This is a genomic window from Sphingobium sp. LF-16, assembly GCF_003711185.1.
Classification (GTDB): Bacteria; Pseudomonadota; Alphaproteobacteria; order Sphingomonadales; family Sphingomonadaceae; genus Sphingobium; species Sphingobium yanoikuyae_A.
The window spans coordinates 1100183-1125185 of the sequence record NZ_CP029335.1; the positions used below are offsets into that span (position 1 = coordinate 1100183).

At 66.4% G+C, this 25003-nt stretch carries 21 protein-coding genes; 8 read left to right on the top strand and 13 right to left on the bottom strand.

The genetic code is table 11. From position 1 onward, the window contains the following. Nucleotides 1-2: 2 nt before the first annotated feature. Genes DIZ22_RS05310 through DIZ22_RS05345 form a run of 8 tightly spaced genes read right to left on the bottom strand, consistent with a single transcriptional unit; the run spans nt 3 to nt 11293 of the window. Entirely contained in the window at nt 3-1154 is a 1152-nt protein-coding gene (locus tag DIZ22_RS05310; protein ID WP_234415552.1) for a thiolase family protein, read from the bottom strand. After that, the gene (locus DIZ22_RS05315; RefSeq protein WP_048936621.1) at nt 1151-3226 is read right to left on the bottom strand and encodes a 3-hydroxyacyl-CoA dehydrogenase NAD-binding domain-containing protein; all 2076 of its coding nucleotides are present in this window, start codon (nt 3224-3226) and stop codon (nt 1151-1153) included. Before DIZ22_RS05315 ends, DIZ22_RS05310 begins: the two co-directional genes overlap by 4 nt. After that, the gene (locus tag DIZ22_RS05320) at nt 3213-5300 is read right to left on the bottom strand and encodes a PQQ-dependent dehydrogenase, methanol/ethanol family (protein WP_122928020.1); all 2088 of its coding nucleotides are present in this window, start codon (nt 5298-5300) and stop codon (nt 3213-3215) included. The genes DIZ22_RS05315 and DIZ22_RS05320 overlap by 14 nt, the downstream gene beginning before the upstream one ends. 5 nt (nt 5301-5305) lie before the next feature. After that, nucleotides 5306-6841, bottom strand: a complete 1536-nt coding sequence (locus DIZ22_RS05325; RefSeq protein WP_048936619.1) for an AMP-binding protein — start codon at nt 6839-6841, stop codon at nt 5306-5308. Between the two features lie 11 nt (nt 6842-6852). Beyond that, entirely contained in the window at nt 6853-8205 is a 1353-nt protein-coding gene (locus tag DIZ22_RS05330) for an MFS transporter (protein ID WP_170978340.1), read from the bottom strand. Between the two features lie 28 nt (nt 8206-8233). Beyond that, nucleotides 8234-9463, bottom strand: a complete 1230-nt coding sequence (locus DIZ22_RS05335) for an acyl-CoA dehydrogenase family protein (RefSeq protein WP_004212312.1) — start codon at nt 9461-9463, stop codon at nt 8234-8236. 44 nt (nt 9464-9507) lie between these two features. Further along, nucleotides 9508-10248, bottom strand: coding sequence for an SDR family NAD(P)-dependent oxidoreductase (locus DIZ22_RS05340; protein WP_048936618.1), 741 nt, complete (start codon nt 10246-10248; stop codon nt 9508-9510). Between the two features lie 22 nt (nt 10249-10270). Then, nucleotides 10271-11293 carry a phosphotransferase family protein gene (locus DIZ22_RS05345; RefSeq protein ID WP_048936617.1) on the bottom strand — a complete coding sequence of 341 codons (1023 nt, stop codon included), beginning with the start codon at nt 11291-11293 and terminating at the stop codon, nt 10271-10273. A 95-nt stretch (nt 11294-11388) separates the two neighbouring features. On the opposite strand from DIZ22_RS05345, the gene DIZ22_RS05350 reads away from it, so the two are divergent. From DIZ22_RS05350 to DIZ22_RS05380, 7 genes are all read left to right on the top strand, one after another. Next, nucleotides 11389-12108 (top strand): TetR/AcrR family transcriptional regulator, encoded by a 720-nt coding sequence (locus DIZ22_RS05350; protein ID WP_048936616.1) that lies wholly within the window; start codon nt 11389-11391, stop codon nt 12106-12108. A gap of 51 nt (nt 12109-12159) precedes the next feature. Then, on the top strand, nt 12160-14580 hold the full coding sequence (cofH, locus tag DIZ22_RS05355) for a 5-amino-6-(D-ribitylamino)uracil--L-tyrosine 4-hydroxyphenyl transferase CofH (RefSeq protein ID WP_048936615.1): 2421 nt from the start codon (nt 12160-12162) through the stop codon (nt 14578-14580). Further along, nucleotides 14570-15235, top strand: a complete 666-nt coding sequence (gene npdG, locus DIZ22_RS05360) for an NADPH-dependent F420 reductase (protein ID WP_048936614.1) — start codon at nt 14570-14572, stop codon at nt 15233-15235. Before cofH ends, npdG begins: the two co-directional genes overlap by 11 nt. Nucleotides 15236-15295: 60 nt before the next feature. Next, complete coding sequence (gene cofE / locus DIZ22_RS05365; RefSeq protein WP_234415553.1) at nt 15296-16018, top strand: coenzyme F420-0:L-glutamate ligase; 723 nt, start codon at nt 15296-15298, stop codon at nt 16016-16018. Beyond that, nucleotides 16015-16956 carry a 2-phospho-L-lactate transferase gene (cofD, locus tag DIZ22_RS05370; RefSeq protein ID WP_048936612.1) on the top strand — a complete coding sequence of 314 codons (942 nt, stop codon included), beginning with the start codon at nt 16015-16017 and terminating at the stop codon, nt 16954-16956. Before cofE ends, cofD begins: the two co-directional genes overlap by 4 nt. Then, complete coding sequence (cofC, locus tag DIZ22_RS05375) at nt 16953-17531, top strand: 2-phospho-L-lactate guanylyltransferase (protein ID WP_048936611.1); 579 nt, start codon at nt 16953-16955, stop codon at nt 17529-17531. The genes cofD and cofC overlap by 4 nt, the downstream gene beginning before the upstream one ends. Nucleotides 17532-17603: 72 nt before the next feature. Next, on the top strand, nt 17604-18776 hold the full coding sequence (locus DIZ22_RS05380) for an acetyl-CoA C-acetyltransferase (protein ID WP_122928021.1): 1173 nt from the start codon (nt 17604-17606) through the stop codon (nt 18774-18776). Nucleotides 18777-18822: 46 nt separating this feature from the next. On the opposite strand, the gene DIZ22_RS05385 is transcribed toward DIZ22_RS05380, so the two are convergent. The 5 genes from DIZ22_RS05385 to DIZ22_RS05405 all read right to left on the bottom strand — a co-directional run bounded on the left by DIZ22_RS05385 (nt 18823) and on the right by DIZ22_RS05405 (nt 23941). Then, on the bottom strand, nt 18823-20505 hold the full coding sequence (locus DIZ22_RS05385) for an acyl-CoA dehydrogenase family protein (RefSeq protein WP_048936609.1): 1683 nt from the start codon (nt 20503-20505) through the stop codon (nt 18823-18825). Continuing rightward, nucleotides 20502-21368 (bottom strand): enoyl-CoA hydratase, encoded by an 867-nt coding sequence (locus DIZ22_RS05390; RefSeq protein WP_048936608.1) that lies wholly within the window; start codon nt 21366-21368, stop codon nt 20502-20504. The genes DIZ22_RS05385 and DIZ22_RS05390 overlap by 4 nt, the downstream gene beginning before the upstream one ends. 12 nt (nt 21369-21380) lie before the next feature. After that, entirely contained in the window at nt 21381-22163 is a 783-nt protein-coding gene (locus DIZ22_RS05395) for an SDR family NAD(P)-dependent oxidoreductase (RefSeq protein WP_004212325.1), read from the bottom strand. Then, nucleotides 22160-23413 carry a CaiB/BaiF CoA-transferase family protein gene (locus DIZ22_RS05400; RefSeq protein WP_048936607.1) on the bottom strand — a complete coding sequence of 418 codons (1254 nt, stop codon included), beginning with the start codon at nt 23411-23413 and terminating at the stop codon, nt 22160-22162. The genes DIZ22_RS05395 and DIZ22_RS05400 overlap by 4 nt, the downstream gene beginning before the upstream one ends. A gap of 141 nt (nt 23414-23554) precedes the next feature. Continuing rightward, nucleotides 23555-23941 carry a cytochrome c family protein gene (locus DIZ22_RS05405; RefSeq protein WP_048936606.1) on the bottom strand — a complete coding sequence of 129 codons (387 nt, stop codon included), beginning with the start codon at nt 23939-23941 and terminating at the stop codon, nt 23555-23557. A gap of 125 nt (nt 23942-24066) precedes the next feature. Here DIZ22_RS05405 and DIZ22_RS05410 point away from each other — a divergent pair, with 125 nt between their 5' ends. Further along, the gene (locus tag DIZ22_RS05410; RefSeq protein WP_240626812.1) at nt 24067-24945 is read left to right on the top strand and encodes a DMT family transporter; all 879 of its coding nucleotides are present in this window, start codon (nt 24067-24069) and stop codon (nt 24943-24945) included. Nucleotides 24946-25003: the final 58 nt, after the last annotated feature.

The following is a 25003-nucleotide window of genomic DNA, read 5'->3' on the forward strand; positions in this document are numbered from 1 at the left end:
GGTCAGTCCCTCGCAAGGATGGTGGTGGAATGATTATTGCCGCCCAGGCCCGCGACCGCGCAGAGGCGGGCGTCGGGCACCTGGCGATCGCCTTCCTGCCCGCGCAGCTGGCGCACCGCCTCGATCAGCAGGTTGATGCCGGGGACATAGCCGCCCGACATATGGCCGCCGCTGGTGTTGACCGGCATCCGGCCGCTCGGTTTAGCATGGCCGGCGGCATAGAAGCGCGCGCCTTCGCCGCGATCGCACAGGCCCAGCATCTCGGTCTGGACGATCGCAGAGATGGAGAAGCCGTCATAGACCTGGGCTAGGTCCAGATCCTTGGGATCGACGCCGGCCATGGCATAGGCCTGCGCCGCCGAATCCCAGCCGGGATAGTCGAAGGTGCAGGGCTTCTGCGTGAACAGCACGCCATGGGGGTAATTATTGTAGCCGATGCCGACGCCCTGCACCGCTATCACCGGATGGGGCAGATCGCGGGCAGCCTCCACCGCGCTCACCACATAGGCGCCGCCGCCATCAGTGGTGAGGCAGCAGTCGGCGACCCGCAGCGGGGTCGAGATCATCGGCGTCTGGCGATAGGCGTCGAGGTCCATCGGATCGCGCTTCTGGGCGCTCGGCGTGAGCGCCGCCCAGGCGCGGTAGGTCATCGAGACGGAGGCCAGTTCTTCCTCGCTCATGCCGAATTCATGGGCGTAGCGATTGGCCATGGTGGCGAAATAGGTGGGCTGGCCGAAGAAGCCGGCGGGCATTTCCAGCCCCGCCTTCTGCGGCTCGCGCGCGTGGAAGCCATAGACGCCGCCCGGCTTGGTCGAGCGGATGGCATAGGGGACGAGGACATGGCGGGCGAGCCCGGCCTCGATCGCGAGTTGCGCCAGCCGCAGCGCGTCGCCGGTGGTGGCGGTGCCGCCGGCCGTGTCGGCGACGGCAGTGAAGCGCCGGGTCGCGGCGCCGATCGCATGGGCGACCTCCTCCGACGGGTGGCCGACATATTTGTTGCTGACATGGCCGTCGATATCAGCGGGGGTGAGGCCCGCATCGGCGATCGCGGCCAGGCTGGCGCGGGTCATCATCTGCATCACCGTTTCCTCGCCCTTGCGCAGGAACGCGGTTTCGCCAATGCCGGTGATGGCGACTTTATTGCCCTTCATCATGCGTCCTTGAACCCCTTGCCCTGTGCCACCAGTCGTTCGATCAGCGGGGAGGGGGTGAAGGCGGCGCCATGCGCAGCCTCCAGTGCCCGGAGTCGGTCGAGGACGGTGGGAAGCCCCTGGAGATCGGCCCAGAACATCGGGCCGCCGCGATATTTCGGCCAGCCATAGCCGGTGATCCAGACGATATCGATGTCGGACGCGCGCGAGGCGATGCCTTCGTCGAGGATGCGGGCGCCCTCATTCACCATGGCGAAGAGGATGCGATCCTGGATTTCCGCGTCGCTGACATCGCGGCGGACCATGCCCTGCTTCGCGGCGAAATCCTCGATCACCTGCATCGCGACTGGCGAGGGGGTCTGTTTGCGGTTCTCGTCATAATCGTAGAAGCCGCCCTTCGTCTTCTGTCCGTGGCGGCCCATTTCGTTGAGGATTTCCCGGACATTGGCGGAGCTGGTCGTCTTGGGGTTCCAGCCGACATCGAGCCCGACCAGATCGCGCATCTGGAAATGGCCCATGGCAAAGCCGAAGTCGTACAGTATCTTGTCGACCGCCCAGGGCGTGGCCCCTTCGAGGATCAACTGGTCCGCTTGTATATTGCGGGCGGCGAGGATGCGGTTGCCGACGAAACCATAGCCATTGCCGACCAGCACGCCGATCTTGCCGATCGTCTTGGCGAGCTTCATGGCGGTGGCGATGATTTCCGGCTTCGTGTCCTTGGTGCGGACCACCTCCAGCAGCTTCATGACATTGGCCGGCGAGAAGAAATGGAGGCCGACGACGCTGTTCGGCCGGCTGGTGGCGGCGGCGATATCGTCAATGTCGAGATAGGAGGTGTTGGTGGCGAGGATGGCGCCGGGCTTGGCGATCCGGTCGAGCTTGGCGAACACCTCGCGCTTGACGTCGATCTGCTCGAACACCGCTTCGATGATCAGGTCGCAATCGGCCAGATCCTCCATCGCGATCGATCCGGTGAGCAGGCCCATGCGCGTGTCGACATCCTCGGGCTTCATCTTGCCCTTCTTGGCCGTGGTTTCGTAATTGCCACGGATGATGCGCAGGCCGCGGAACAGGGCGTCCTCGTTGGTTTCGACCAGGGTGACGGGGATGCCGGCATTGGCGAAGTTCATCGCGATGCCGCCGCCCATGGTGCCGGCGCCGATGACGCCGACCTTGGCGATCGGCAGAATGGCGGTGTCGGCGGGCAGGCTGTCGACCTTGGCGGCCTGACGCTCGGCGAAGAAGACATGGCGCTGGGCGGCGGACTGGCTGTCGGCCTGAAGCTCGTTGAACAATTGGCGCTCGAAGGTCATGCCTTCGTCAAAGGGCAGTTCGAGGGACGCCTCGACGCAGCGGATGATCGCTTCGGGGGCGTTGAAACCACGGAATTTGCGGGCATTGGCCTTGCGAAAATCGGCGAAGATTTCGGGCTTGCCGCGTGCCTCGTCCAGCTTCTCGGTGCGGTCGCGGACCTTGAGCAGCGGGCGGCCTTCGTCGAGCACGCGCTGGGCAAGGGCGATGGCGTCGGCGCGCAACTGGCCTTCGGCGGCGAGTTCGTCGATCAGGCCCATATCCTTGGCGGCCTTGGCCGAGACCGGGCTGCCGGCGGTCATGAGGTCCAGCGCCTTTTCGACGCCGACGATGCGGGGCAGGCGCTGGGTGCCGCCAGCGCCGGGCAGCAGGCCCAGATTGACTTCGGGCAGGCCGCATTTGGCCGAGGGAACGGCGATGCGATAATGGGCGACGAGCGCGAGTTCCAGGCCCCCGCCCAGCGCCGTGCCGTGGATGGCGGCTATCACCGGCTTGGTGGCATTCTCCACCACCAGCTGCAGGTTGCGCAGCGTGGGTTCGACCGGCGGCTTGCCGAATTCGGTGATGTCCGCGCCGGCGAAGAAGGTGCGGCCTTCGCAGATGAGCACCATCGCGCCGACCGCCGGATCGCCGATGGCGGTCTCGACCGCGATGGCGACGCCCTGGCGCACGGCGTTGGAGAGGGCGTTCACCGGCGGCGAGTTGACCGTGATGACCGCGATGGAGCCTTCCACCGCATAGGTGACGACGTCATTGACCTTCATTCAAGCCTCTGTGCGTTTGGGCGCCCGGCTGGCCGGCGGACTGCGCGGCCAGCACCTGACGGGCGCGTTGGCGGAAATAATGCTGGAGCCCGGCGATCTCTTCGTCGGTCAGTTCCTGGAAGCGCGGCATGCCCCGTTCGCGCAGGATGCCATTGTGCAGCACATCCTTCATGCTGGCGGTGTCGAGCGGGACGCCCGACTGGAGCAGGTCCGGCGCGGCGCCGCCCGACACGGCGTTGGCGCCATGGCAGATGGAGCAGCGCTGGCCAAAGACGGCGGCGCCGATAGCAGCCTTGGCCGGATCGACGGCGAAAGCGGGATTGTCGATCACCGGCATGTCGACGGGATCGACCTTGGGCAGCGCAGCCTTGCCATCGAGGGCGAAGGTCAGGACGCGCCATTGCTGGGTGCGGTAATTCCATTCGCGCGGCAGGCCGATGGCGCTGGGGAAGCGGGAGCCGGCGATCACCGTCACATATTGCCGGCCGCGCGCACGATAGCTGATCGGCTGAGCCATCACCGCGGTCTGGGCGTCGAACGACCAGAGCGGCTTGCCACTGGTGGCGGCATAGGCGACGAACTTGCCGCCGGCATTGCCCTGGAACAGCAGGTTGCCGGCCGTGGTCGCGGTGCCGCCGCCGCCGCGCAGGCCGGGCATGGGAATGCGCCAGGCCTCGCTCTGCGTCACCGGGTTCCAGGCGAGCAGGAAGCTGGTGGCGGGACGATCGGGCGTCACGCCGGGCGGCGGCGCGCCGGTGCCGACGCTGAGGCGCTGGCCGTTGAGATGCTTCCAGCCCTTGAGCGGCTCGGCCGGGTCGATATAGACGCGGCCCTGATCCATCGTCGGGATATAGACGAGGCCGCTGCCCGGATTGAAGGACATCGCCTCGATATTATGGGCGCCGAAGGGCGAGGGATAGACGATCGCCGCCTTGCCGCCGGGATAGCGGGCAGCGGGGTTCTCGATCGGCCGGCCGCTCTTCACGTCTATGCCGCTGGCCCAGTTGACCGGGACGATGTTGCGGGCGGAGATCAGCTTTCCGGTGGCGCGGTCGATGACGTAGAAGAAGCCGTTCTTGGGCGCGTGCATCAGCACGTCGCGGTCCTGCCCGTCGATCTTCAGCCGGGCGAGTTCCATGTCCATCGCCGAGTTGAAGTCCCAGGTCTCGCCCGGATTGGTCTGATAATGCCAGACATATTCGCCGGTGTCGGCGTCGAGCGCGACGATCGAGCAGAGGAAGAGATTGTCGCCGCCGCCCGGACTGCGGATCTTCTGGTTCCAGGGGGAGCCATTGCCGACGCCGATATAGATGCGATTATATTTGGGGTCATAGGCCATGGCGTTCCAGGCGGTGCCGCCGCCGCCATATTTCCACCATTCGCCGGTCCAGCTCTTGGCGGCCATCGCCATCGCCTTATTCTCGAAGCCGAGCTTCGGGTCGCCGGGCACGGTGTAGAAGCGCCAGAGCTGCTTGCCGGTCTTCTGGTCATAGGCGGTGACATAGCCGCGGATCGGGGCGAAATCGGCGCCGCCATGGCCGATCAAGACCTTGCCGTTGAACACCCAGGGGGCGCCGCTGATATAGCGTTCGTCATCCTTGCCGATGGTCTGGGTCGACCAGAGCCTGTGCCCGGTGCGGGCGTTGATGGCGATCAGCCGGCCGTCGATCGTGCCGACATAGACGGCGCCATTGTCATAGGCGATGCCGCGACTGCCCCAGGCGCCGCGCATCTTCTGGTCGGCGACCTTCCAGCTTTGCGGGTCATAGGTCCATAGTTCATGGCCGGTGGCAGCGTCGACCGCGTGAACGACGCTGTAGCCCGAGGCATAATAAAGGATGCCGTCGACCGCGATCGGCGCGGTCAGGCTGGAGCCGCCGCCGTCGATATCCTGATACCAGGCGAGGCCGAGCCGGCCGACATTATGGTCGTTGATGTCCTTCAGCGGGCTGTAGTGATTTTCGTCGATGCCGCCATAGCCGGGCCAGTCGGTGCCGTCGCGCCGGGCCTGACCGGAGGGCGCGCAGGCGGCGAGTAGAGCCAGAAGCGGCAGAGTGAGGGACGCAAGACGCATGAAGATCAGCCCCCGATCGTCCGGTCGGACGGCCAGAAGCGCTGGCGCAGCGCCTTCTTGTTGACCTTGCCCATGATGGTGCGGCCGATGTCATCGACCATCTCGTAGCCGCGCGGGCATTTATAACCGGCAAGGCTGGCGCGGCAGAAGGCGTTGAGTTCGTCAGCGCTGGGCGGATCGGCTGGATCGCGCGGGATCACCAGCGCGCGGGCTTCCTCGCCCATTTCCGCATTGGGGGCGGCGACCACGGCGATGTCAGCCACCTTGGGATGGCGCAGCAGCACATGTTCGGATTCCGCCGGATAGATGTTGACGCCGCCCGACACGATCATGTCGGATACGCGATCGGTGATGAAGAGATAGCCCGCATCATCGACATAGCCCATTTCGCCCAGGGTGAAGATGCCGGGCGCGATATGGGCGGCGGCGGTCTTTTCCGGGTCGCCGCGATAGACGATGCCATGGCCGCTGGTGTCGCGGAAATAGACCTGGCCAACCTCGTTGGCGCCCAGCACCGCGCCATCATCGCCATAGATGACGGTTTCGAATGGGGCCAAGGCGCGCCCGACCGAGCCGGGGCGTTCCAGCCATTCGGGCGAGGTGATGAAGGTGGTCGAGCCAGCCTCGGTGCCGCCATAGGCCTCCACCAGCACCGGGCCGAACCAGTCGATCATCGCCTGCTTGACCGCGCGGGGACAGGCCGCGCCGGTATGGGCGAGGCGCTGGATGCTGGAAACGTCATATTTCGCGCGGACATCTTCCGGCAGGGCGAGCATGCGCTGGAAATGGGTGGGAACCATGACCGATCCGGCGACCCGATATTTCTCGATCAGCGCCAGCGCCCTTTCCGCGTCGAAATGCTCGACCGTGATGAGGCTCATGCCGCCGAACACGTTGCGGGCCATGCCAAGCGGGCCGGTATGGTAGAGCGGGCCGACGGCGATGCCGGGCGAGGGGGTGATGCGGGCGCGCACCGTTTCCGCCAGCGCCTGCACCGTGGCGACGCGCGGGAAATATTGCGGCGGGGTCTCGGTCGCCTTGGGCCGGCCGGTGGTGCCGGAGGTATAATGGAGATGGGGCAGCGGCGCGACGCTGGGGTCAGGCTCCGCGGTTGAGGCGGCGGCGAGCCACGCTTCCCAATGGATCAGGCCTTCGCGATCGGGACAGCGCCAGCCGATGACGGTGGCGACGCCGGCTTCGGCCGCGGCGGCGAGGCCCGCCTCCATCGTTTCCGGGCCGACCAGCAGGGCGACGGCGCCGCTGTCCTTGAGGATATAGGCGGCCTCCGACGGGGTGAGGTGGAAGCTGACCGGGACGCTGGAAATGCCGGCCTCCAGACAGGCGACATAGGCGATCACGGTTTCTGCGCTGTTGGGCGCGAAGACGGCGACGCGCCGTTCATGCAGGTCGAGGCCGTTCAAGGCATTGGCGGCGCGGTTCAGCCGATCATCCAGTTGCAGCCAGTCGAGCGAGACGCGCTCGTCGGTCAGCGCCATGTCGGTGCGACGGTCGGGCGCGACAGCCTGGAGGGTGAGTGACATCAGGCGTCCTTTCAGGCGGCCGGTGCGTGGACGGCACGCGCGGCGATGGTGGGGGCGAGATAGCGCAGGGCCATGCGGAAGGAGAGGAGGGCGACGACCGAGCAGACGGTGACGACCACCGCCAGCGACTGGCCCAGCGCGGCTTCCGACCGGAAGACATATTGGGTGAGCGCGGCGACGATCGCCGGGCCGGCGCCCAGGCCCAATATGGTGAAGACGAACAGGAAGAAGGCCAGCATCCGCGCGCGGATCGTCGCCGGTGCGATCAGCCCCATGATCGAGGAGACATAGACCATGAAGGGCACGGTGATGAACTGCGCGACGCAGTAGCAGACCAGGAAGACATAGACGTTGGTGGCGAAGAACATATAGGCGATCACCGGCAGGAAGCCGAGGATCAGCCAGCTGTAGAAGCGCAGATGCGCATCCGTCATGCCGCGCGTGAACAGGCGGTCGACGATCCAGCCGTTGATCACCAGCGACACGGCCGAAACGATGTTCATCAGGCTCAACGCCACGCCATATTGCACCGGCTTCCAGCCGAAATGCCGTTCGATATAGGCGGGCACCCAGTTGGTCATCGAATAGCCGCACATGGCAAGGCAGGATGTGCCGACCAGCATGAGCGCCAGCAGCCGCCAGTTCTGGCGCACGAAACCGGCGATCGCGCCCTTTTCCGCGACCGGGCGCGCGGTCCTGGTCGCGCCGCGGCGGCCGGGTTCGGGGAAGGTGAAGACCAGCAGGGCGATGAGCAGGCCGGGCACGCCGACCATCATCATGACCAACTGCCAGGGCTGGGCCGGGCCATGGAAGGGAATATGGATGCCGCTATGCGCGGCGGCGAAGGCGATGGCGACGCCGCCCAGGGCAAATGCCGTTGCTGAGCCGACCTTGCCCGCCATCTGGAAGGTGGAGGTGGCGCGGGTCAGCAGGCGCGGCGGGAAGGCGTCGGCGATCAGCGAATAGGCGGCGGGCAGTAGTGCCGCCTCCCCCACGCCGACGAAAATGCGGCCGACCAGCAGCGCCTCATAGCTTTGCGCGAAGCCGCAGGCCGTGGTGGCAACGGCCCAGAGCGCGACCCCGCCGAAGATGATCCAGCGGCGCGAATAACGGTCCGCCGCCCAACCGAGCGGGAGGCCGAACATGGCATAGAAGATGGCGAAGGAGGTCGAGGTGATCATGCTGACCTGGACATCGCTCAGCAGCAGATGAGCCTTGATCGGCGTGACCAGCATCGACACGATCAGCCGGTCGACCCAGGACAGGACATAGAGGCCGAACAGCACCGCCACCATCCACCAAGCGGTGCCCAGTTGCTGGGTGTCGCCGCCGTCCGGGGCTCTCTCCTGGCTGGTCATCAGCATGATCCTTCCCTTCGCCCTGTGTCGGGGTTCAGCGTTGCGGCAGTGCGTTGAGTTCGGCGATCTTGAGCTTGCCAAGCTGGGCCATGTGGACTTCGTCCGGCCCGTCGGCGAGGCGCAGGTAGCGCGCATTCATGAAGGCGGCGGCTGGCGGGAAGTCGCTGGCCATGCCGATGCCGCCGAACACCTGCATCGCCCGGTCGGCGACCGTCTGGGTCATGCGCGGGGCGACGATCTTGATCGCGGCGATCAGATCCTTGGCAACCTTGTTGCCATGGCGGTCCATCGCGTCGGCAGCCTTGAGCGTCAGCAGCCGGGCCTGCTCGATCTCGCAGAAGGACAAGGCGATATCCTGGCGGATGCTGCCCTGGTCGGCGAGCTTGCGGCCGAAGGCGACGCGGCTATCGACGCGGCGGGCCATATATTCGAGCGCGCGCTGGGCCTGGCCGATGAGGCGCATGCAGTGGTGGATGCGGCCCGGCCCCAGGCGGCCCTGGGCGATCTCGAACCCGCGTCCTTCGCCCAGGATCAGATTTTCCCTGGGCACGCGCACATCCTTGAAGACCATTTCGGCATGGCCGCCTGGCGAATGGACGGCGTTCATCACGTCGAGCGGGCGGACGATCTCTATCCCCGGCGTGTCGGCCGGGATCAGGATCTGCGAATGCTGCTGGTGGCGCGGCCGGTCCGCATTGGGGGTGCGGCCGAGCAGGATATAGACTTTGGTCAGCGGGTCGAGCGCGCCCGAAATCCACCATTTGCGGCCATTGATGACATAGTCGTCGCCATCCGCGACGATCGTCGTTTCGACATTGGTGGCGTCGGACGAGGCAACGCCCGGCTCGGTCATGACATAGCAGGAGCGGATATCGCCGGCGAGCAGGGGCTTGAGCCACTTCTCCTGCTGCTCGGGCGTGCCGTAGCGGGCGAGCACTTCCATATTGCCGGTGTCGGGCGCGGAGCAGTTATAATATTCCGATGATCCGATCACCCGGCCCATCAGTTCGGCCAGCGGCGCATATTCGAGGTTGGTGAGGCCGGGGCTCCATGCCCCATATTCATGCGGCAGGAACAGGTTCCACAGGCCCGCTTCCTTCGCCTTCGCCTTGATCGTCTCGGTGCCCGGCCAGCGCTGCCACAGATGGGCGGGATCATGGTGGAAATGATCCCGTTCCTTCTCGATCGGATAGACATGGGCGTCCATGAAGTCGGTGAGCTGCGCCCGCAGCGCCTGCACCTTGTCGGAATATTCGAAATCCATGCGATCGGTCCTTTTGGGAAATGGGGCGAAGGCGGGCAGGGGGATCAGGTCAGCGTGAGGCCGCCGTCCACGATCAGCGTCTGCCCGCAGATGTAGGTGGAGAGGGGGGAGGCGAGGAACAGGGCGACGCCAGCCATCTCCTCCACTGAGCCGAAGCGGCCGAGCGGGATGCGCGACAGCGCGCGGTCGCGCCGCTCGTCATTCTCCATCGTCACCTTGGTCATCTTGGTATCGACCAGGCTGGGGGCGATGCCGTTGACGCGGATGCCCTCGCCCGCCCAGGCGATGGCGAGCGCGCGGACCAGATTGACCGCGCCGGCCTTGGACGCGGCATAGGCGGGGTTGCCGAAGGTCGCCTTGAACCCGCCGATCGAGCTGACGACGATGACGGCGCCTTTCGTGGCGGCCAGCGCATCCCTGAAGCGGTTGGAGATGTGGAGGATGGAGTTGAGATTGACCGCCATCACCTTGTTCCAGCCGTCGACCTCGAACTCCTGGCGGCGATAGAGGACGGCGCCCTGCGAATGGATGAGGATGTCGAGCGCATCGAAGGGGGCGGGCGCGGCTGCGATCGCGGCGGGATCGCTGACATCGACCTGGGTATAGCCGATGCCGTCCAGATCCGACCCTTCCTCGCCGGCATAGTCGGCGGCGCTGGCGCGCGTGCCCCAGACATGGACGCGGGCGCCGCGCTTCAGAAAGGCCTGGGCCATGCCATTGCCGATGCCGCTCGATCCGCCGACCACCAGCACCGTCTTTCCGGTGAAGTCCAGTTCATTGCCCAAGGGGGAACATCCTTCCTGCATGTCAGCGGATCAGCGCCTGGGCGCGGTCGAAAAGGTGGATGGCGCGGCTGTGCAGCCGATCGCCGGTGTCGCGTGGGGCCTTGCCGGCGCAGGCGCGGGCATGGGTGCCTTCGAGCAGAATGCCGAGCTTGTAGCAGGCGAGGACATGATACCAGTCGACCGCAGACAGATCACGCGCGGAGCCGGCGCCATAGCGGGCGACCAGCTCGGCGGGCGTCGGGAACCCCTCCCACGGCGTGACCGACACGGTGCTGGCGCCGCTGCCGTCGGGCCAGGTTGCCAGCACCCAGCCCAGGTCGAGCAGTGGATCGCCGATCGTCGCCAGTTCCCAGTCGATGATCGCGGCAAGATCGCCGCTGTCGGGGCGGTACATGACATTGGCGAGATGATAGTCGCCATGCATGATGCCGGGCGTGAAATCGGCTGGGCGGTGCCGTTCCAGCCAGGCGGCGATGGCGTCGACGCTGGGCAGCGCCTGCGGCCCGGTCCAGTCGGCAAATTCGCCATAGCCGGCAAGCTGGCTGCGCCAGCGATCGACCTGGCGGCCGAGGAAATTGTCGGGCCGGCCGAAATCGGCGAGGCCGAGCGCCTGATGATCGAGCGCGCCCAATGCGGCGATGCCGTCGACCAGCGCCAGGCCCATGGCATGGCGCATCGCGGGCGATCCGGCATGGGGCATGGGCAGCTGGCCGACCGGATTGAAGCCATCGACCGGCTCCATCAGGTAGAAGGCGACGCCCAGCACGCTTTCGTCGCCGCAATCGGCGATCAGCGCGGGATGGGGCACGTTGGTGCCGGCGATGGCGCGCAGCAGTCGGGCCTCGCGCCGCATCGTTTCATTGCTGTTGGGGCGGGGGTGCGCCGGCGGGCGACGGAAGATATAGTCGCGGCCGTCGCGGGTCAGGCGCAGCAGGATATTCTGCGTCCCCCCGGCAAGCGGCGTCACGTTGTCGATCGGACCGGAGCCAAGCCCCTGATCCGTCATCCACGCCGCCAGCGACTCGATGTCGACCGCTGATTCCACTTAGGCATCCCTCGCTTTTTTCGACTGTTAGCCGTCGATTAGGTCAATTGGATAATGCACTTGACGAACCATCATTGCAATGAGAAATTGCACTCATGGTCAGACTTCAACTCGCCAAGGCCGAAGATGCCACCCGCGGATCCGCTGCCGAGCAGATCAAGCAGGTGGCGTTGCGCCTGTTCGCCGAAAAGGGCGTGGATGGCGTGACCGTGCGCGAGATTGCGGCGGCGGCGGGGCAGAAGAATCACGGTGCCGTCAGTTACTATTTCGGGTCGAAGGAGGCGCTGGTCCGGGCGCTGGTAATGGACGGGGCGATGGCGCTGGAGCGGGAGCGCAATGCGGCGCTCGACGGGCTGGAGGCGCAGGGCGGGCCGCGCTCGATCCGCGAAGTGGTGGAGATATTGGTGCGGCCGGTGCTGGCGCTGCCCGATAGCCATTATGTCCAGTTCATCGTCATCTTTGCCATGACCCATCGCGACATGATGCTGGATGCGATCGATCCGGCCTGGAACAATGCCTATGGCCGATGCCTCGATCATCTGCGGGGCATGATGGCGGATCTGCCGGTGGCGTTGCAGAACCAGCGCTTCGTGTTCATGGGGGCGTATCTGAGCGCCGTGCTGTCGGCGCGGCAGCGGGCGCTGGCGGACGAGAGCCGCGCGCATCCGATGTGGGGCAGCGAGGCGAGTGTCGAGCATTTCCTGCAGACGCTGGTGGCGTTGCTGGAAGCGCCGGCGGACCTGCCGGCGGCGATGCTCAAGGGATTGGGGCAACGCGACGGCGCTATTGCGGATCGACCCGGCCCTGTCGGTTGAACCGGGGCGCAATCACAATCAGAACATAGAAGACGAAACAAGCGGAGCGGGATGATGGCAGTTACGGAAAGGATCGGCGAAGCGGAGCACGCGCGCACGGCAGAGCTGCTGGCGATGCCGCTGGCCGAACTGATGGCGCAGGCGGCGGCGCTGCGCGACGAAGGCCATGGCCGGGTGCAGAGCTGGTCGCGCAAGATCTTCATCCCGCTGACCCAGCTATGCCGCAATCTTTGTCATTATTGCACCTTCTCGCAGCCGCCCCGGCCGGGCGAGAACGCCTATATGACGCGCGAGGAAGTGCTGGCGGTGGCACGCGCCGGCAAGGCTGCGGGCTGCACCGAAGCGCTGTTCACGCTGGGCGACAAGCCGGAACTGCGTTTCGCCGCAGCGCGCGAGGAACTGGCGCGCCTCGGCCATGACAGCACCTTGTCCTATCTGGAGGAAATGGCGGCGCTGGTGCGCGACGAGACCGGGCTGCTGCCGCACATCAATGCCGGGGTCATGACCCGCGAGGAAATGGCCGGTCTGCGCCGGGTATCGGTGTCGCAGGGGCTGATGCTGGAGTCGGTGTCCGACCGGCTGTGCCGCAAGGGCGGCGCCCATTATCGCTCGCCCGACAAGGAACCGGCGGCGCGGCTGGAGACGATCCGGCTGGCGGGTGAACTGGCCATTCCCTTCACCACTGGCATCCTGATCGGCATAGGCGAGACGCGCGAGGAACGGATCGAGGCGCTGGAGGCGATCCGCGACCTGCAGGATGGCTATGGCCATATTCAGGAAGTGATCGTCCAGAATTTCCGGGCCAAGGAACGTACGGTGATGGCCAATGCGCCCGAGCCGGACATGGACGATCTGCTGTGGACGATCGCGGTGGCGCGGCTGATCCTGGGGCCAGAGATGAATATCCAGGCGCCGCCCAACCTGTCGGCGGCGGACTTCCCCCGGCTGATGGCGGCGGGGATCAACGATTGGGGCGGCGTGTCGCCGGTGACGCCCGACCATGTGAACCCGGAAGCCCCCTGGCCGGCGGTCGAGCGGCTGCGCGCCGCGACCGAGGGCGAAGGGCGGATGCTGGTCGCCCGGCTGCCGGTCTATCCCGCCTATGCGCAGGATAATGACCGCTGGCAGGACCAGGCGATGGTCCGCCATGTGCTGGCCCATGCCGATGCGATGGGCTTTGCGCGCGAGGATAGCTGGTCGCCGGGCATCGCGCTGGAGCCGCGCGTCACGCGTCCGTCGGCGCTGCCGGTCGATCCGGTGATCGCGGCGATCGTCGACCGGGCGATGGCCGGGGCGCTGCTGGAAGAAGCCGAGATCGAGACGCTGTTCACCGCGCGCGAAACCGACCTGGAACATGTCTGCGCCAGTGCGGACGCACTGCGGATGCAGGAGATGGGCGACACGATCAGCTATGTCGTCAACCGCAACATCAACTACACCAATATCTGCGCCTATAAATGCAGCTTCTGCGCCTTTTCCAAGGGCGACAAGGCGGAGGCGCTGCGCGGCAAGCCCTATGACCTGGACCTGGAGGAAGTGGTCCGCCGCACCCGCGAGGCGTGGGAGCGGGGCGGCACCGAAGTCTGCCTGCAGGGTGGCATCCACCCCCATTATACCGGCGACACCTATCTGAACCTGGCCCGAGCGGTGAAGGCGGCGGTGCCCGAGATGCACATCCACGCCTTTTCCCCGCTGGAAGTGTGGCAGGGGGCGGCGACGCTGGGCCTGCCGGTCGAGGACTTTCTGCGCCGGCTGAAGGCGGTGGGCCTCGACACGCTGCCCGGCACGGCGGCCGAGATACTGGATGACGAGGTGCGGGCGATCATCTGCCCCGACAAGCTGGACACGGCGCAATGGCTGGAGGTGATCGAGACCGCGCATCGTGTCGGCTTCACCACCACCGCGACGATCATGTTCGGCCATGTCGATACGCCGCGCCACTGGGCAAGGCACCTGATCCGCATCCGCGACCTGCAGCGGCGGACCGGCGGCTTCACCGAATTCGTGCCCTTGCCCTTCGTCCATATGGAAGCGCCGATGGGCGTGCGTGGCCAGTCGCGCCATGGCCCGACCTTCCGCGAGGTGCGGCTGATGCATGCGGTCGCGCGGCTGGCGCTGCACCCGCATATCCGGTCGATCCAGACCAGCTGGGTCAAGCTGGGGCCGGAAGGGGTGAAGGCCTGCCTGGAGGGCGGCGCCAATGACCTGGGTGGCACGCTGATGAACGAGAGCATCTCGCGCGCGGCCGGCACCCAGCATGGCCAGGAAATGCCACCCGCCGCGATGGAGGCGCTGATCCGGTCGATCGACCGCACGCCCCGGCAGCGCAGCACCGCCTATGGCGGGGTGAGCGAGGATATCCATGCACGCGGAATGACCGCGGCGGAACTGACACCCATGGTCCTGACGCCCCCGCGCAAGCGGCGGCGCGAGGCCGATACGAACCAGGAGAGGTTTGAATATGCAGAATGAGGCTTTGGCGACGATCGCCGTGCTTGGCGGGACCGGCAAGGAAGGCGGCGGCCTGGCGCTGCGCTGGGCGCACAAGGGGCACAAGGTCATCATCGGCAGCCGCACCGCCGAGCGGGCGCAGGAAGCGGCCGATGCGATGAACGCGACGCTGGGCGGGAGTTCGGTCGTCGGCGCCGCCAATCCCGATGCGGCGGCGCAGGCGGACATCATCGTGCTGGCCGTGCCCTATGCTGCGCAGCAATCGACGGTGAAGGATGTCGCCGACGCGCTGGCGGGCAAGATATTGATCGACGTGACCGTGCCGCTGGTGCCGCCCAAGGTCAGCCGGGTGCAGTTGCCCGATGGCAGATCGGCGGTCGAGGCGGTGCAGAAGATGCTGGGCGATGGCGTCCGCGTCGTGTCCGCCTTCCAGAATATCAGCGCGCATCACCTGACCAAGCTGGACGAGGAGATCGAGTGCGACGTGCTGGTCTGTGCCGACGACAGCGAGGCGGCGGACCAGGTGGTCGCACTGGCGCAGGAAATCGGCCTGCGCGCCTGGAATGCCGGGCCTTTGTGCAATTCGGTTGTTGCAGAAGGACTTACGTCGGTCTTGATTGCGCTCAATCGGCGGTACAAGGTGCCCGGATCGGGTATTCGCATCACCGGAGTGTAAGCTGCATCCATGATAGTCGCACCGGCCGCCGTCACATTATCGGCCCTGAACGGGGTTCCCATGGTTGCGCCGGGCGACGATCTGTCGGCCATGCTGCTGTCGGCCTGCCATGCCAATGGCCTGTCGCTGCAGGATGGCGACATCGTCGTGCTGGCGCAGAAGATCATATCCAAGGCGGAGGGCCGCGCGGTGCCGCTGGCCAGCGTGTCGCCCTCGGACGAGGCGATCGATCTGGCAGCGCAATGCCACAAGGATCCCAGGCTGGTCGAACTGATCCTGTCGGAGAGCGAGAAACTGATGCGGGTCCGGCCGGGCGTGCTGATCGTGCGCCATCGGCTGGGTCTGGTTCTGGCCAATGCCGGGATCGACCAATCCAATATCGCGCAGGATGAGGATGGTGTCGCGCTGCTGCTGCCGCTCGATCCCGATGGCAGCGCTGCGGCGCTGCGGCAGGCAGTGCGTGATGCGCTGGGCGTCGACATCGCGGTGGTCATCATCGACAGCCTGGGCCGGGCCTGGCGCAAGGGCACCTGTGGCGTGGCGATCGGCGTCGCCGGCATGAGCGGCCTGCTCGACCTGCGCGGCGAGCCGGACCTGCATGGTCGGCCGTTGCAGACCAGCGAACTGGGCCTGGCCGACGAGGTGGCGGCCGCCGCCTCGCTGATCATGGGGCAGGCCGGCGAAGGCCGGCCGATCGTCGTGGCGCGGGGCATTGCGCGGGGCCGCAATGAGGGCAGCGCGGCCGAACTGATCCGCGAACCGGCGATGGACCTGTTCCCATGAGCGTGCTGGCCCTGGCCGGGGGCGTCGGCGGCGCCAAGCTGGCCAATGGCCTGGCCGGCGTCGTGCCGGCCGGCGCACTGACCATTGCCGTCAACACGGGCGATGATTTCGTCCATATGGGGCTGCATATCTCGCCCGACATCGACAGCGTCACCTATGCGCTCGCCGGCATGAACGATAGCGTGCGGGGCTGGGGCGTGGCCGATGAAAGCTGGGCCTTCATGGACGCGACAAGGCGGCTGGGCGGCGAAAGCTGGTTCAACCTGGGCGATCGGGATCTGGCGACCCATGTGCTGCGCACGGCGTTGCTGCGCGAGGGCACGCTGTCTTCGGTCACGGCGGACATCGCCGCGCGGCTGGGCATCGGGCCCGCGATCGTGCCGATGAGCGACGATCCGGTCCGGTCGATGATCGATACCGACCAGGGCGAAATGGCCTTCCAGGATTATTTCGTGCGCCATCAATGCGGGCCGCGCTTCAAATCGATCCGGTTCGACGGCGCAGCAGCGGCGCGGCCGAGTGCCGGTCTGGTGGCGGCGCTGGATGATCCGGCGCTGGAGGCGATCATCCTCTGTCCGTCCAACCCGATCCTGTCGATCGACCCGATCCTGGCGGTGCCGGGTGTGCGGGACAGATTGGTGGCGCGGCGCGTACCGTGCGTGGCGCTGTCGCCCTTCATCGCCGGGCAGGCGGTCAAGGGGCCGGCGGCCAAGATCATGACCGAACTGGGCCTGCCGACGACCCCGGCGACGATCGCCCGCCATTATGACGGGCTGATCGACGGGCTGATGGTGGACGGTGTCGATGCGCAGGGCTGGTCTGACGATGGACTGGCGGTGCGCAGTGCCGACATATTGATGCGCAATGTCGATCAGCAGCGGGCATTGGCCGCTCAGATGATCGATTTTGCGGCCGCCTTGCGGCGCGCGGCGCCATGACCCTGTCGATCCTGATCCCGGCCAAGAGCTTCGCGCAGGGCAAGAGCCGGCTGTCGCAGGTGCTGGGGCCACGGGATCGGGCGGCGCTGTGCCGGCAATTATTGGGGCATGTGCTGGCAGTGGCGCGCGATGCGATCCCGGATGCGGCCGTGCATGTCGTCAGCGTCTGCCCGGAGGTACGCGGTTTCGCGACCGAGCGGGGCGCGAGGGTTCTGACTGAGCGGGAACCCGGCCATGTGCCGGCGCTGATGGCGGCGATGCAGGCATTGCCGGCCGATCGCCCGGTGCTGATCCTGAGCGCGGACCTGCCGATGCTGGCGGCTGCGGACCTGCGCGCGATGGTGCAGGAACCCGCCGATGTCGTGATCGCCACCGACCGAGAGGGGCAGGGGACCAACGCGCTGTTGCTGAAACGGCCCGGCCTTATCCCGTTGCGTTTCGGGCCGGGCAGCTGTGCCGCCCATCTCGGGGAGGCGGAACGAGCCGGGCATCGCGTGTCGATCCTCCGGCGGCCCGGTCTCGCCGACGATGTCGACCTGCCCGAGCACCTCCAAATATTTTCCGTTGGTGCATAATTGCCTTGGTCCTGCCGAACGGGCGGGGTAAGGCAATAAAATTGCATCTAGGTATATAATTGGAGGAGTCGGATGGCGGAGGCATATATTGCGGCCGTGGCGCGCAGCGCCGGTGGCAAGCGGGGCGGCAGGCTGGCAGGGGTGCATCCTGCCGACCTGGCCGGGCGCGTGCTGGCGGGACTGGTGGGCCGCAGCGGGATCGATCCGGCCGCGATCGAGGATGTCATCATGGGCTGTGCCTGTCCCGGCGGCGAGCAGGGGGCGAACATCGCCCGCAACGCCGTGCTGGCGAGCGGCCTGCCCGAATCCGTGCCCGGCACCCATGTCGACCGCCAGTGCGGTTCGTCGCAACAGGCGCTGCATTTCGCCGCCGCGACGGTGATGGCGGGAGTGCAGGACGTGGTGATCGCCGCCGGTGTCGAGAGCATGACGCGCGTGCCGATGGGGCTGCCCTGGACGCTGGCGGCCAAGCATGGGTTCGGCACCTATCGCAGTCCGGGGATCGAGGCGCGCTATCCCGACACGCCGTTCAGCCAGTTTGGCGGGGCCGAGATGATGGCCCGCAAATATGGCTTCGACCGTGCGACGCTCGACGCCTATGCACTGGAGAGCCATCATCGCGCGGCGGCGGCGACGCAGGCCGGCAAGTTCGACGCGGAGATAGTGCCGCTGGAGGTCGAGACCGCCGAGGGCGAAAAGCTGGTCCACAAGGTGGATGAGGGCATTCGCTTCGACGCCAGCCTGGAGAAGATTGCCAGCGTCAAGCTGTTGCAGGAGGGCGGGGTGATATCCGCCGCCAATGCCAGCCAGATCTGCGATGGCGCCGCGGCGCTGCTGATCGTCAATGAACGGGGCCTCAAGACCCATGGCCTGACGCCGCTGGCGCGGGTGCATGAAATGACCGTGCTGGGGCATGATCCGATCATCATGCTGGAGGCGCCGATCCCGGCGACCGAGCGGGCGCTGGCACGGGCGGGCATGACGCTGGGCGAGATCGATCTCTATGAAGTGAACGAAGCGTTCGCGCCGGTGCCGCTGGCCTGGGCCAAGGCGCTGGGCGCCGATCCGGCGCGGCTCAACGTGCATGGCGGGGCGATTTCGCTGGGCCATCCGTTGGGCGGATCGGGCGCCAAGCTGATGGCGACGCTGGTCAGTGCCCTCCACGATCGTGGCGCGCGCTATGGCCTCCAGACCATGTGCGAGGCCGGCGGCATGGCCAATGTGACGATCGTGGAACGGCTCTGAGGGGAATGGATCGGCCCTTCCCCGGTGGCGGGGAAGGGCCGATCCTTCAATTGGCTTCGTCGAGCAGGCGGCGGGCGATGACCTGGGCCTGGATTTCGCCGGCGCCCTCGAAGATGTTGAGGATGCGCGCGTCGGCCAGCAGGCGGCTGACCTGATATTCGGTGGCGAAGCCGTTGCCGCCATGGATCTGCAGCGCATTGTCGGCGGCCGCCCAGGCGACCCGCGCGCCGATCAGCTTGGCCATGCCGGCCTCCAGATCGCAGCGCTTGTCCTCATCCTTGCGCCGGGCGGCGAAATAGGTGAGCTGGCGCGCGCCCATGATCTCCGCCGCCATCATCGCCAGCTTGTTGGCGACGCGCGGGAAGTCGAAGATCGGCCGGCCGAACTGCTTGCGGTCGAGCGCGTAGGAAAGGCCGATGTCGAGCGCCGCCTGGGCGACGCCGATGGCGCGGGCAGCGGTCTGGATACGGGCGCTTTCGAAGGTTGCCATCAACTGCTTGAAGCCCTGGCCCTCGACTCCGCCGAGCAGATTGGCGGCGGGCACGCGGAAATCGTCGAAGCCGATCTCATATTCCTTCATGCCGCGATAGCCGATCACCTCGATTTCGCCGCCGCTCATGCCGGGCGTGGGGAAGGGGGCGTCGACGGTGCCGCGCTGCTTGGGCGCGATCAGCATCGACAGGCCGCTATAGTTGCGGGTGTCGGGATCGGTGCGGACCAGCAGGGTCATCACGTCGGCGCGGGCCGCATGGGTGATCCAGGTCTTGTTGCCGCTGACCCGATATTCGCCGTCGGCGAGCGTCGCGCGCGTGCGCAGCGCGCCAAGGTCGGAGCCGGTGTCAGGCTCTGTAAAGACGGCGGTCGGCAGGATCGCGGCATTGGCGATCTGCGGGAGCCAATGGGCCTTCTGCTCGGCGGTACCGCCGGTCAGGATCAGTTCTGCCGCGATTTCCGACCGGGTGGCGAGGCTGCCGACGCCGATCCAGCCGCGCGACAATTCTTCCGACACGACGCACATCGCGGTCTTGCCCATGCCAAGGCCGCCAAATTCCTCCGGAATGGTCATGCCGAACACGCCCATCTCGCCCAGTTCCTGGACCAGCGGCAACGGGATGAGTTCGTCCTTGAGATGCCATTCATGGGCGAAAGGCGCGACCTTCTCGTTCGATAAAGCGAAGAACTGGTCGCGCACCATGTCGAACATCTCGTCCAGGCCGCAATTTTCCAGCGTCGCCCGGCCGCGCGCATCGACCAGGTGGCCGGCAATCGCGCTCTTCACCGCCTGGCCGCCGCCACTGCGGATGAGGGTGCGCAAGGCCGGGGCGTCGAGCGCAGAGAGATCGTCGGTGAGGTCGGTGGGGCGGATCACTTCGCCCTGGTTCATCGGGATGCCGCCCAGCATCTGCGCGCCATATTCGGCGAAGAGCAACTGGGCGAGCAGTGCCTCTATCTCGCCGAAGCTGCCCTGGGCGTCGAGACTGGCCGCCCAGCTGGCGACTTCGCGCAGCATTTCGGCATAGGCGGCGAACCAGCCAAAGCCGTGGACGACATGCTGCTCGACATCGGCGAGGACGCGATCGACCTTGCCGTCCGCATTGCTGATCCGCGTCTTCACATGCGGGCGGGCGGCGGCGGCGAAGGCGTGGGCGGCATCGGCCGCACCGGACAGCAGCGCCGGCAGATCGGGCAGGACCAGGATATTCTTGTCCATCTCCATGGTCGCGCTCATCCTTCCCCCGCCTGCTTCTTGTTCGCCGATGCCATTGCCTTGGCATCGAGGCCGCCGACCAGATTGCCGGTCATCAGCTGATTATGGGCATGGGCGAGATGGTGCATATGGAACACGCTATCCATCACCTGCCGCTTGCCGCGCGCATCCTCGACGAAGTTGAACGCCTGCTTGGTCAGGGCCAGGCCGAACCGTTCATGCTGGGCGATTTCGCCGGCGATCTTGGCCACTTCCTCACGCAGCGTTTCGCGCGGGAAAATCTCGTTCACCATGCCGAAATTATAGGCGCGCTGGGCCGGCATGCGGCGGCCGAGCAGCAGCAGTTCGCGCGCGACGCGGGTCGGCAGTTCGAAGGCATGGGCGAAATATTCGACCCCCGGCTGGGCCATGCGCTGCACCGGATCCTGGAAGAATGCGTCTTCCGAGGCGATGATGAGGTCGCAGACCCAGGCCAGCATCAGCCCGCCGGCGATGCACGCGCCCTGCACCATGGCGATCATCGGCTTGGGGATGTCGGCCCAGCGCCGGCACAGGCCCAGATAGCCGTCCTGTTCCAGCACATATTGGCGTTCGGCGCCGCCCTTGTTCAGATGGTCCCACCACATGCTGGTGCGCGTGCGCGGCATGTGGCTGTCCTTGTCCGGGGTGCCGATGTCATGGCCGGCGGAGAAATGCTTGCCCTCGCCACCGAGCACGATCACCTTGACCCCGTCATCCTCGACCGCGCGCTTGAAGGCGTCGTCGAGCTGGCCGAGCAGCCGGTAATTCTGGGCATTGCCATATTGGGGGCGGTTCAGCATTACCCAGGCGACGCCGTCCACCACATTGTAGGTCACGAATTCGGGCTGCGCTTCTTCGGACATCGTCCCTCTCCCTCAGCGCGGCGGCATGCGCAGGCCACCGTCGAGCCGCACATATTCGCCGTTCCAATAGTCATTCTCGATCATCGCCAGCGCCATCGCGGCAAATTCCTCGGGCTTGCCGAAACGCTTGGGGAAGGGAACGGTGGCCGACAGCGCATCGCGCACCTTGTCGCTGGCCCGCGCCATCAGCGGCGTGTCGAAGATACCGGGCAGGATCGCGTTTACGCGGATGCCTTCGCCCATCAGGTCACGCGCCATCGGCAGGGTCAGGCTGACGATGCCGCCCTTCGACGCGGAATAGGCCGCCTGGCCGATCTGGCCGTCGACCGCCGCCGCGCTGGAAGTATTGATGATGACGCCGCGCGCCTTGTCCTCCAGCGGATCGAGGCTCAGCATGCCGGCGGCCGACTTGGCGCAGCAGCGGAAGGTGCCGATCAGGTTGATCTGGATGATCCGTTCGAACTGGTCGGTCGGGAAGGCCTTGATCTCGCCGGTCTCGCGGTCGCGGCTGGCGGTCTTGATGACATTGCCGGTGCCGGCGCAATTGACCAGGATACGCTCCTGGCCATGGGCGGCGCGTGCCTTGGCAAAGCCGGCATCGACCGAGGCCTCGTCGGTGACATCGACCTTGCAGAAGGTGCCGCCGATGTCCGCAGCGACCTTCGTCCCGGTTTCCTCGTTGAAGTCGAACAGCGCGACCTTGGCGCCCTGCGCCGCAATGGCGCGGGCCGTCGCCTCACCCAGACCCGATGCCCCGCCGGTGACGATGGCGGCTACCCCCTGGTCGATCTTCATGCCTGTGTCCTCTCCTTCACGGGGCGTTGGGCGATCGCGCCGTCGCTCGTCAGCGCGTCAAGCACACCGTCGTCGAGGCCGAGCCATTCCCCCAATATTTCGCGGCTATGTTCGCCCACGCGCGGTGGGCAATGACGATAATCGGCCGGCGTCGCCGACAGCTTGCCGGGATAGGCGACGGTCGGGATCTCGACCCCATCCTCTTCCCGGCGATAGCGATGGACGGTCTGGCGCGCGTCGATGAACGGGTCCTCGAACACATCCTGGATGCTGTTGACCGGGCCGGCGGGGACGCCAGCGGCCACGAAGCGCGCCATCAGGTCGTCACGGGCGAAGGGGCGGACGATTTCCTGCACCTTCGCCTCGATCGCGTCGCGGTTGATGAGGCGCTGGGCGCTGGTGGCGTAGAGCGGATCGGTGCCCAGTTCCGCATGGCCCATTTCCGTGCAGAAGGCGCGGAACTGGCGATCATTGCCGATCGCGATGATCATCATGCCGTCGGCGACCTCGAACGTCTTGTAGGGGACGACGGTGGGATGGCGATTGCCCAGGCGTCCGGGCACGATGCCGCCGACCAGCCAGTTCATCCCCTGATTGGCAAGCATCGCGATTTGGGTATCGAGCAGCGACACGTCGATCTGCTGCCCTTCGCCCGTGCGTTCGGCATGGCGCAGGGCGGCGAGGATGGAGACGGTGGCGAACATGCCGGTCGACAGGTCAGCCATGGCGACGCCGGCGCGCAGCGGGCCACCATCCTCTTCGCCGGTGATGCTCATGAAGCCGCCCATGCCTTGGGCGACGAAATCATAGCCGCCCCGGTCGGCATAGGGACCGGTCTGGCCGAAGCCGGTGATCGAGCAATAGACGAGGCGCGGGTTGATCGCCTTCAGGCTGGCATAGTCGAGACCATATTTGCGCAGGCCCCCGACCTTGAAATTCTCGACCAATATGTCGGCTTCCGCCGCCAGCCGACGGATCAGCTCGGCGCCCTGCGGCGTCGCCAGGTTGATCGCGGCGGAGCGCTTGTTGCGGTTGCAGGACAGATAATAGGCGCTGGTGCCGATTTCCGGCTGGCCATCCGCGCCGGTCAGGAAAGGCGGCCCCCAGGCGCGGGTATCGTCGCCATGGCCGGGCAGTTCGATCTTGATGACGTCGGCACCGAAGTCGGCGAGTATCTGGGTCGACCATGGCCCCGCGAGCACGCGCGACAGGTCGAGAACCTTGATCCCTTCAAGCGCACGGCCGCTCATCGGCTGCCTGCCTTGTCCGTCATGACCGCTGTCATCGCCATCCGCTCCTGTCCCCGTCTATCTGCTGCATCGGTTGATGATTCTGATAGCGGGTGCAGGAATGGAGGGCAAGAATTATTGCACTATAGGATACTTTTGGTGCTATTTCTTGGTGGCGCCGGCGAGATAGGCGAGCAGGTTGGCGCGATCGGCCGGGTTGGGCAGGCCGGCAAAGACCATACGGCTGCCGGGGACGGCGGCGCTGGGCTTGGCAAGGAAGCCGTCCAGCGACTTGGCATCCCAGCGGATCTTGGCCTTCTGCATCGCCGGGGAATAGGTGAAGCCGCGCACGGTGCCCGACGTGCGCCCGAATATGCCCGAGAGCGAAGGGCCAAGCTTCTTCACGCCCGGATCGACCGAGTGGCAGACGGCGCAGCGGGCGAAGACCGCCTTGCCCTTGGTCGCATCGCCAGCCTGGGCGAGCGCCGGGCCGGTGGTCGCGACCGCCATAGCGAACATCATCACGCGCGAAACATGCTTCATCGACATCCTCAATCCTCTTCCCTTCTTCTCTGGCTAAAATCTATACCAGTGTGCATAAATAAACCAATAGCCGTCTGAGTCTGAACGGCGGTTGAAGCGGGAAGGATGCGGAAATGGCCGATGGCGGACCCATGGCGAACCATCGGTTCGGACCGGGCGGCATGGCACTGGCGTTGCTGGTGAATATCATGTTCGCGCTCAACGTGATCGCGATGAAGGTGGTGGTGGACGCGACCGCGCCACTGCTGTCGGTGGCGCTGCGCATGGGGACGGTCTTCCTGATCTGTGCGCCGGCGCTGCGTCCACTGCCGGGGCGGACCGGCTGGCTGATGCTCTATGGTTTCCTCAATGGCGGGCTGTTCCTGCTGCTGCTGAACCTGGCTTTGTTCATGGCGACCAATGTCGGGGCACTGGCGATCGCCGGGCAACTCAGCGTGCCCTTCTCGCTGCTGCTGGGCGCGCTGCTGCTGGGCGAGCGGCTCAACCGGCGCAAGATTGTCGGCGTGCTGCTGGCCTTTGCCGGGGTCGTGGCGCTGGTGTTCGACCCGCATATATTGGCGGAGGTGCCCGCCGTATTGGTGATGGCCAGCGCGGCGATGGTGTGGGGCGGCGCGACCTTGGTGCAGCGCAAGCTGACCAGGGTGAGCGTGATGAACGGCCAGGCGTGGAACGGACTGATGGGCGCGGCGGTGCTGGCGCCCTTTGCCCTGATTTTCGAACGGCCGGCGATTGCGGGGCTGGCCCATGTCGGCTGGGTGCCGACCGGTTGGTTCGCCTTTTCCTGCCTGGGCGCGACGGTGCTGGGGCAGGGGACGCTCGCCTGGCTGCTGCAACGCTATCCGATCTCGACCATCATGCCGCTGATGCTGGCATCGCCGGTCATGTCGACGGTCTTCGCCTCGCTCTATTTCGGCACGCCGATCACGGTCGGCATGATTGCAGGTGGGACCGTGGCGCTGCTGGGCGTGACGATCATTGCCTTCTCGCCCGACCGCAGGCCGGTCGACTGACCACATAAAAAATGGGCCGGCGTCGCATGCCTCGACGCCGGCCCAGGGGGCTTCCGAA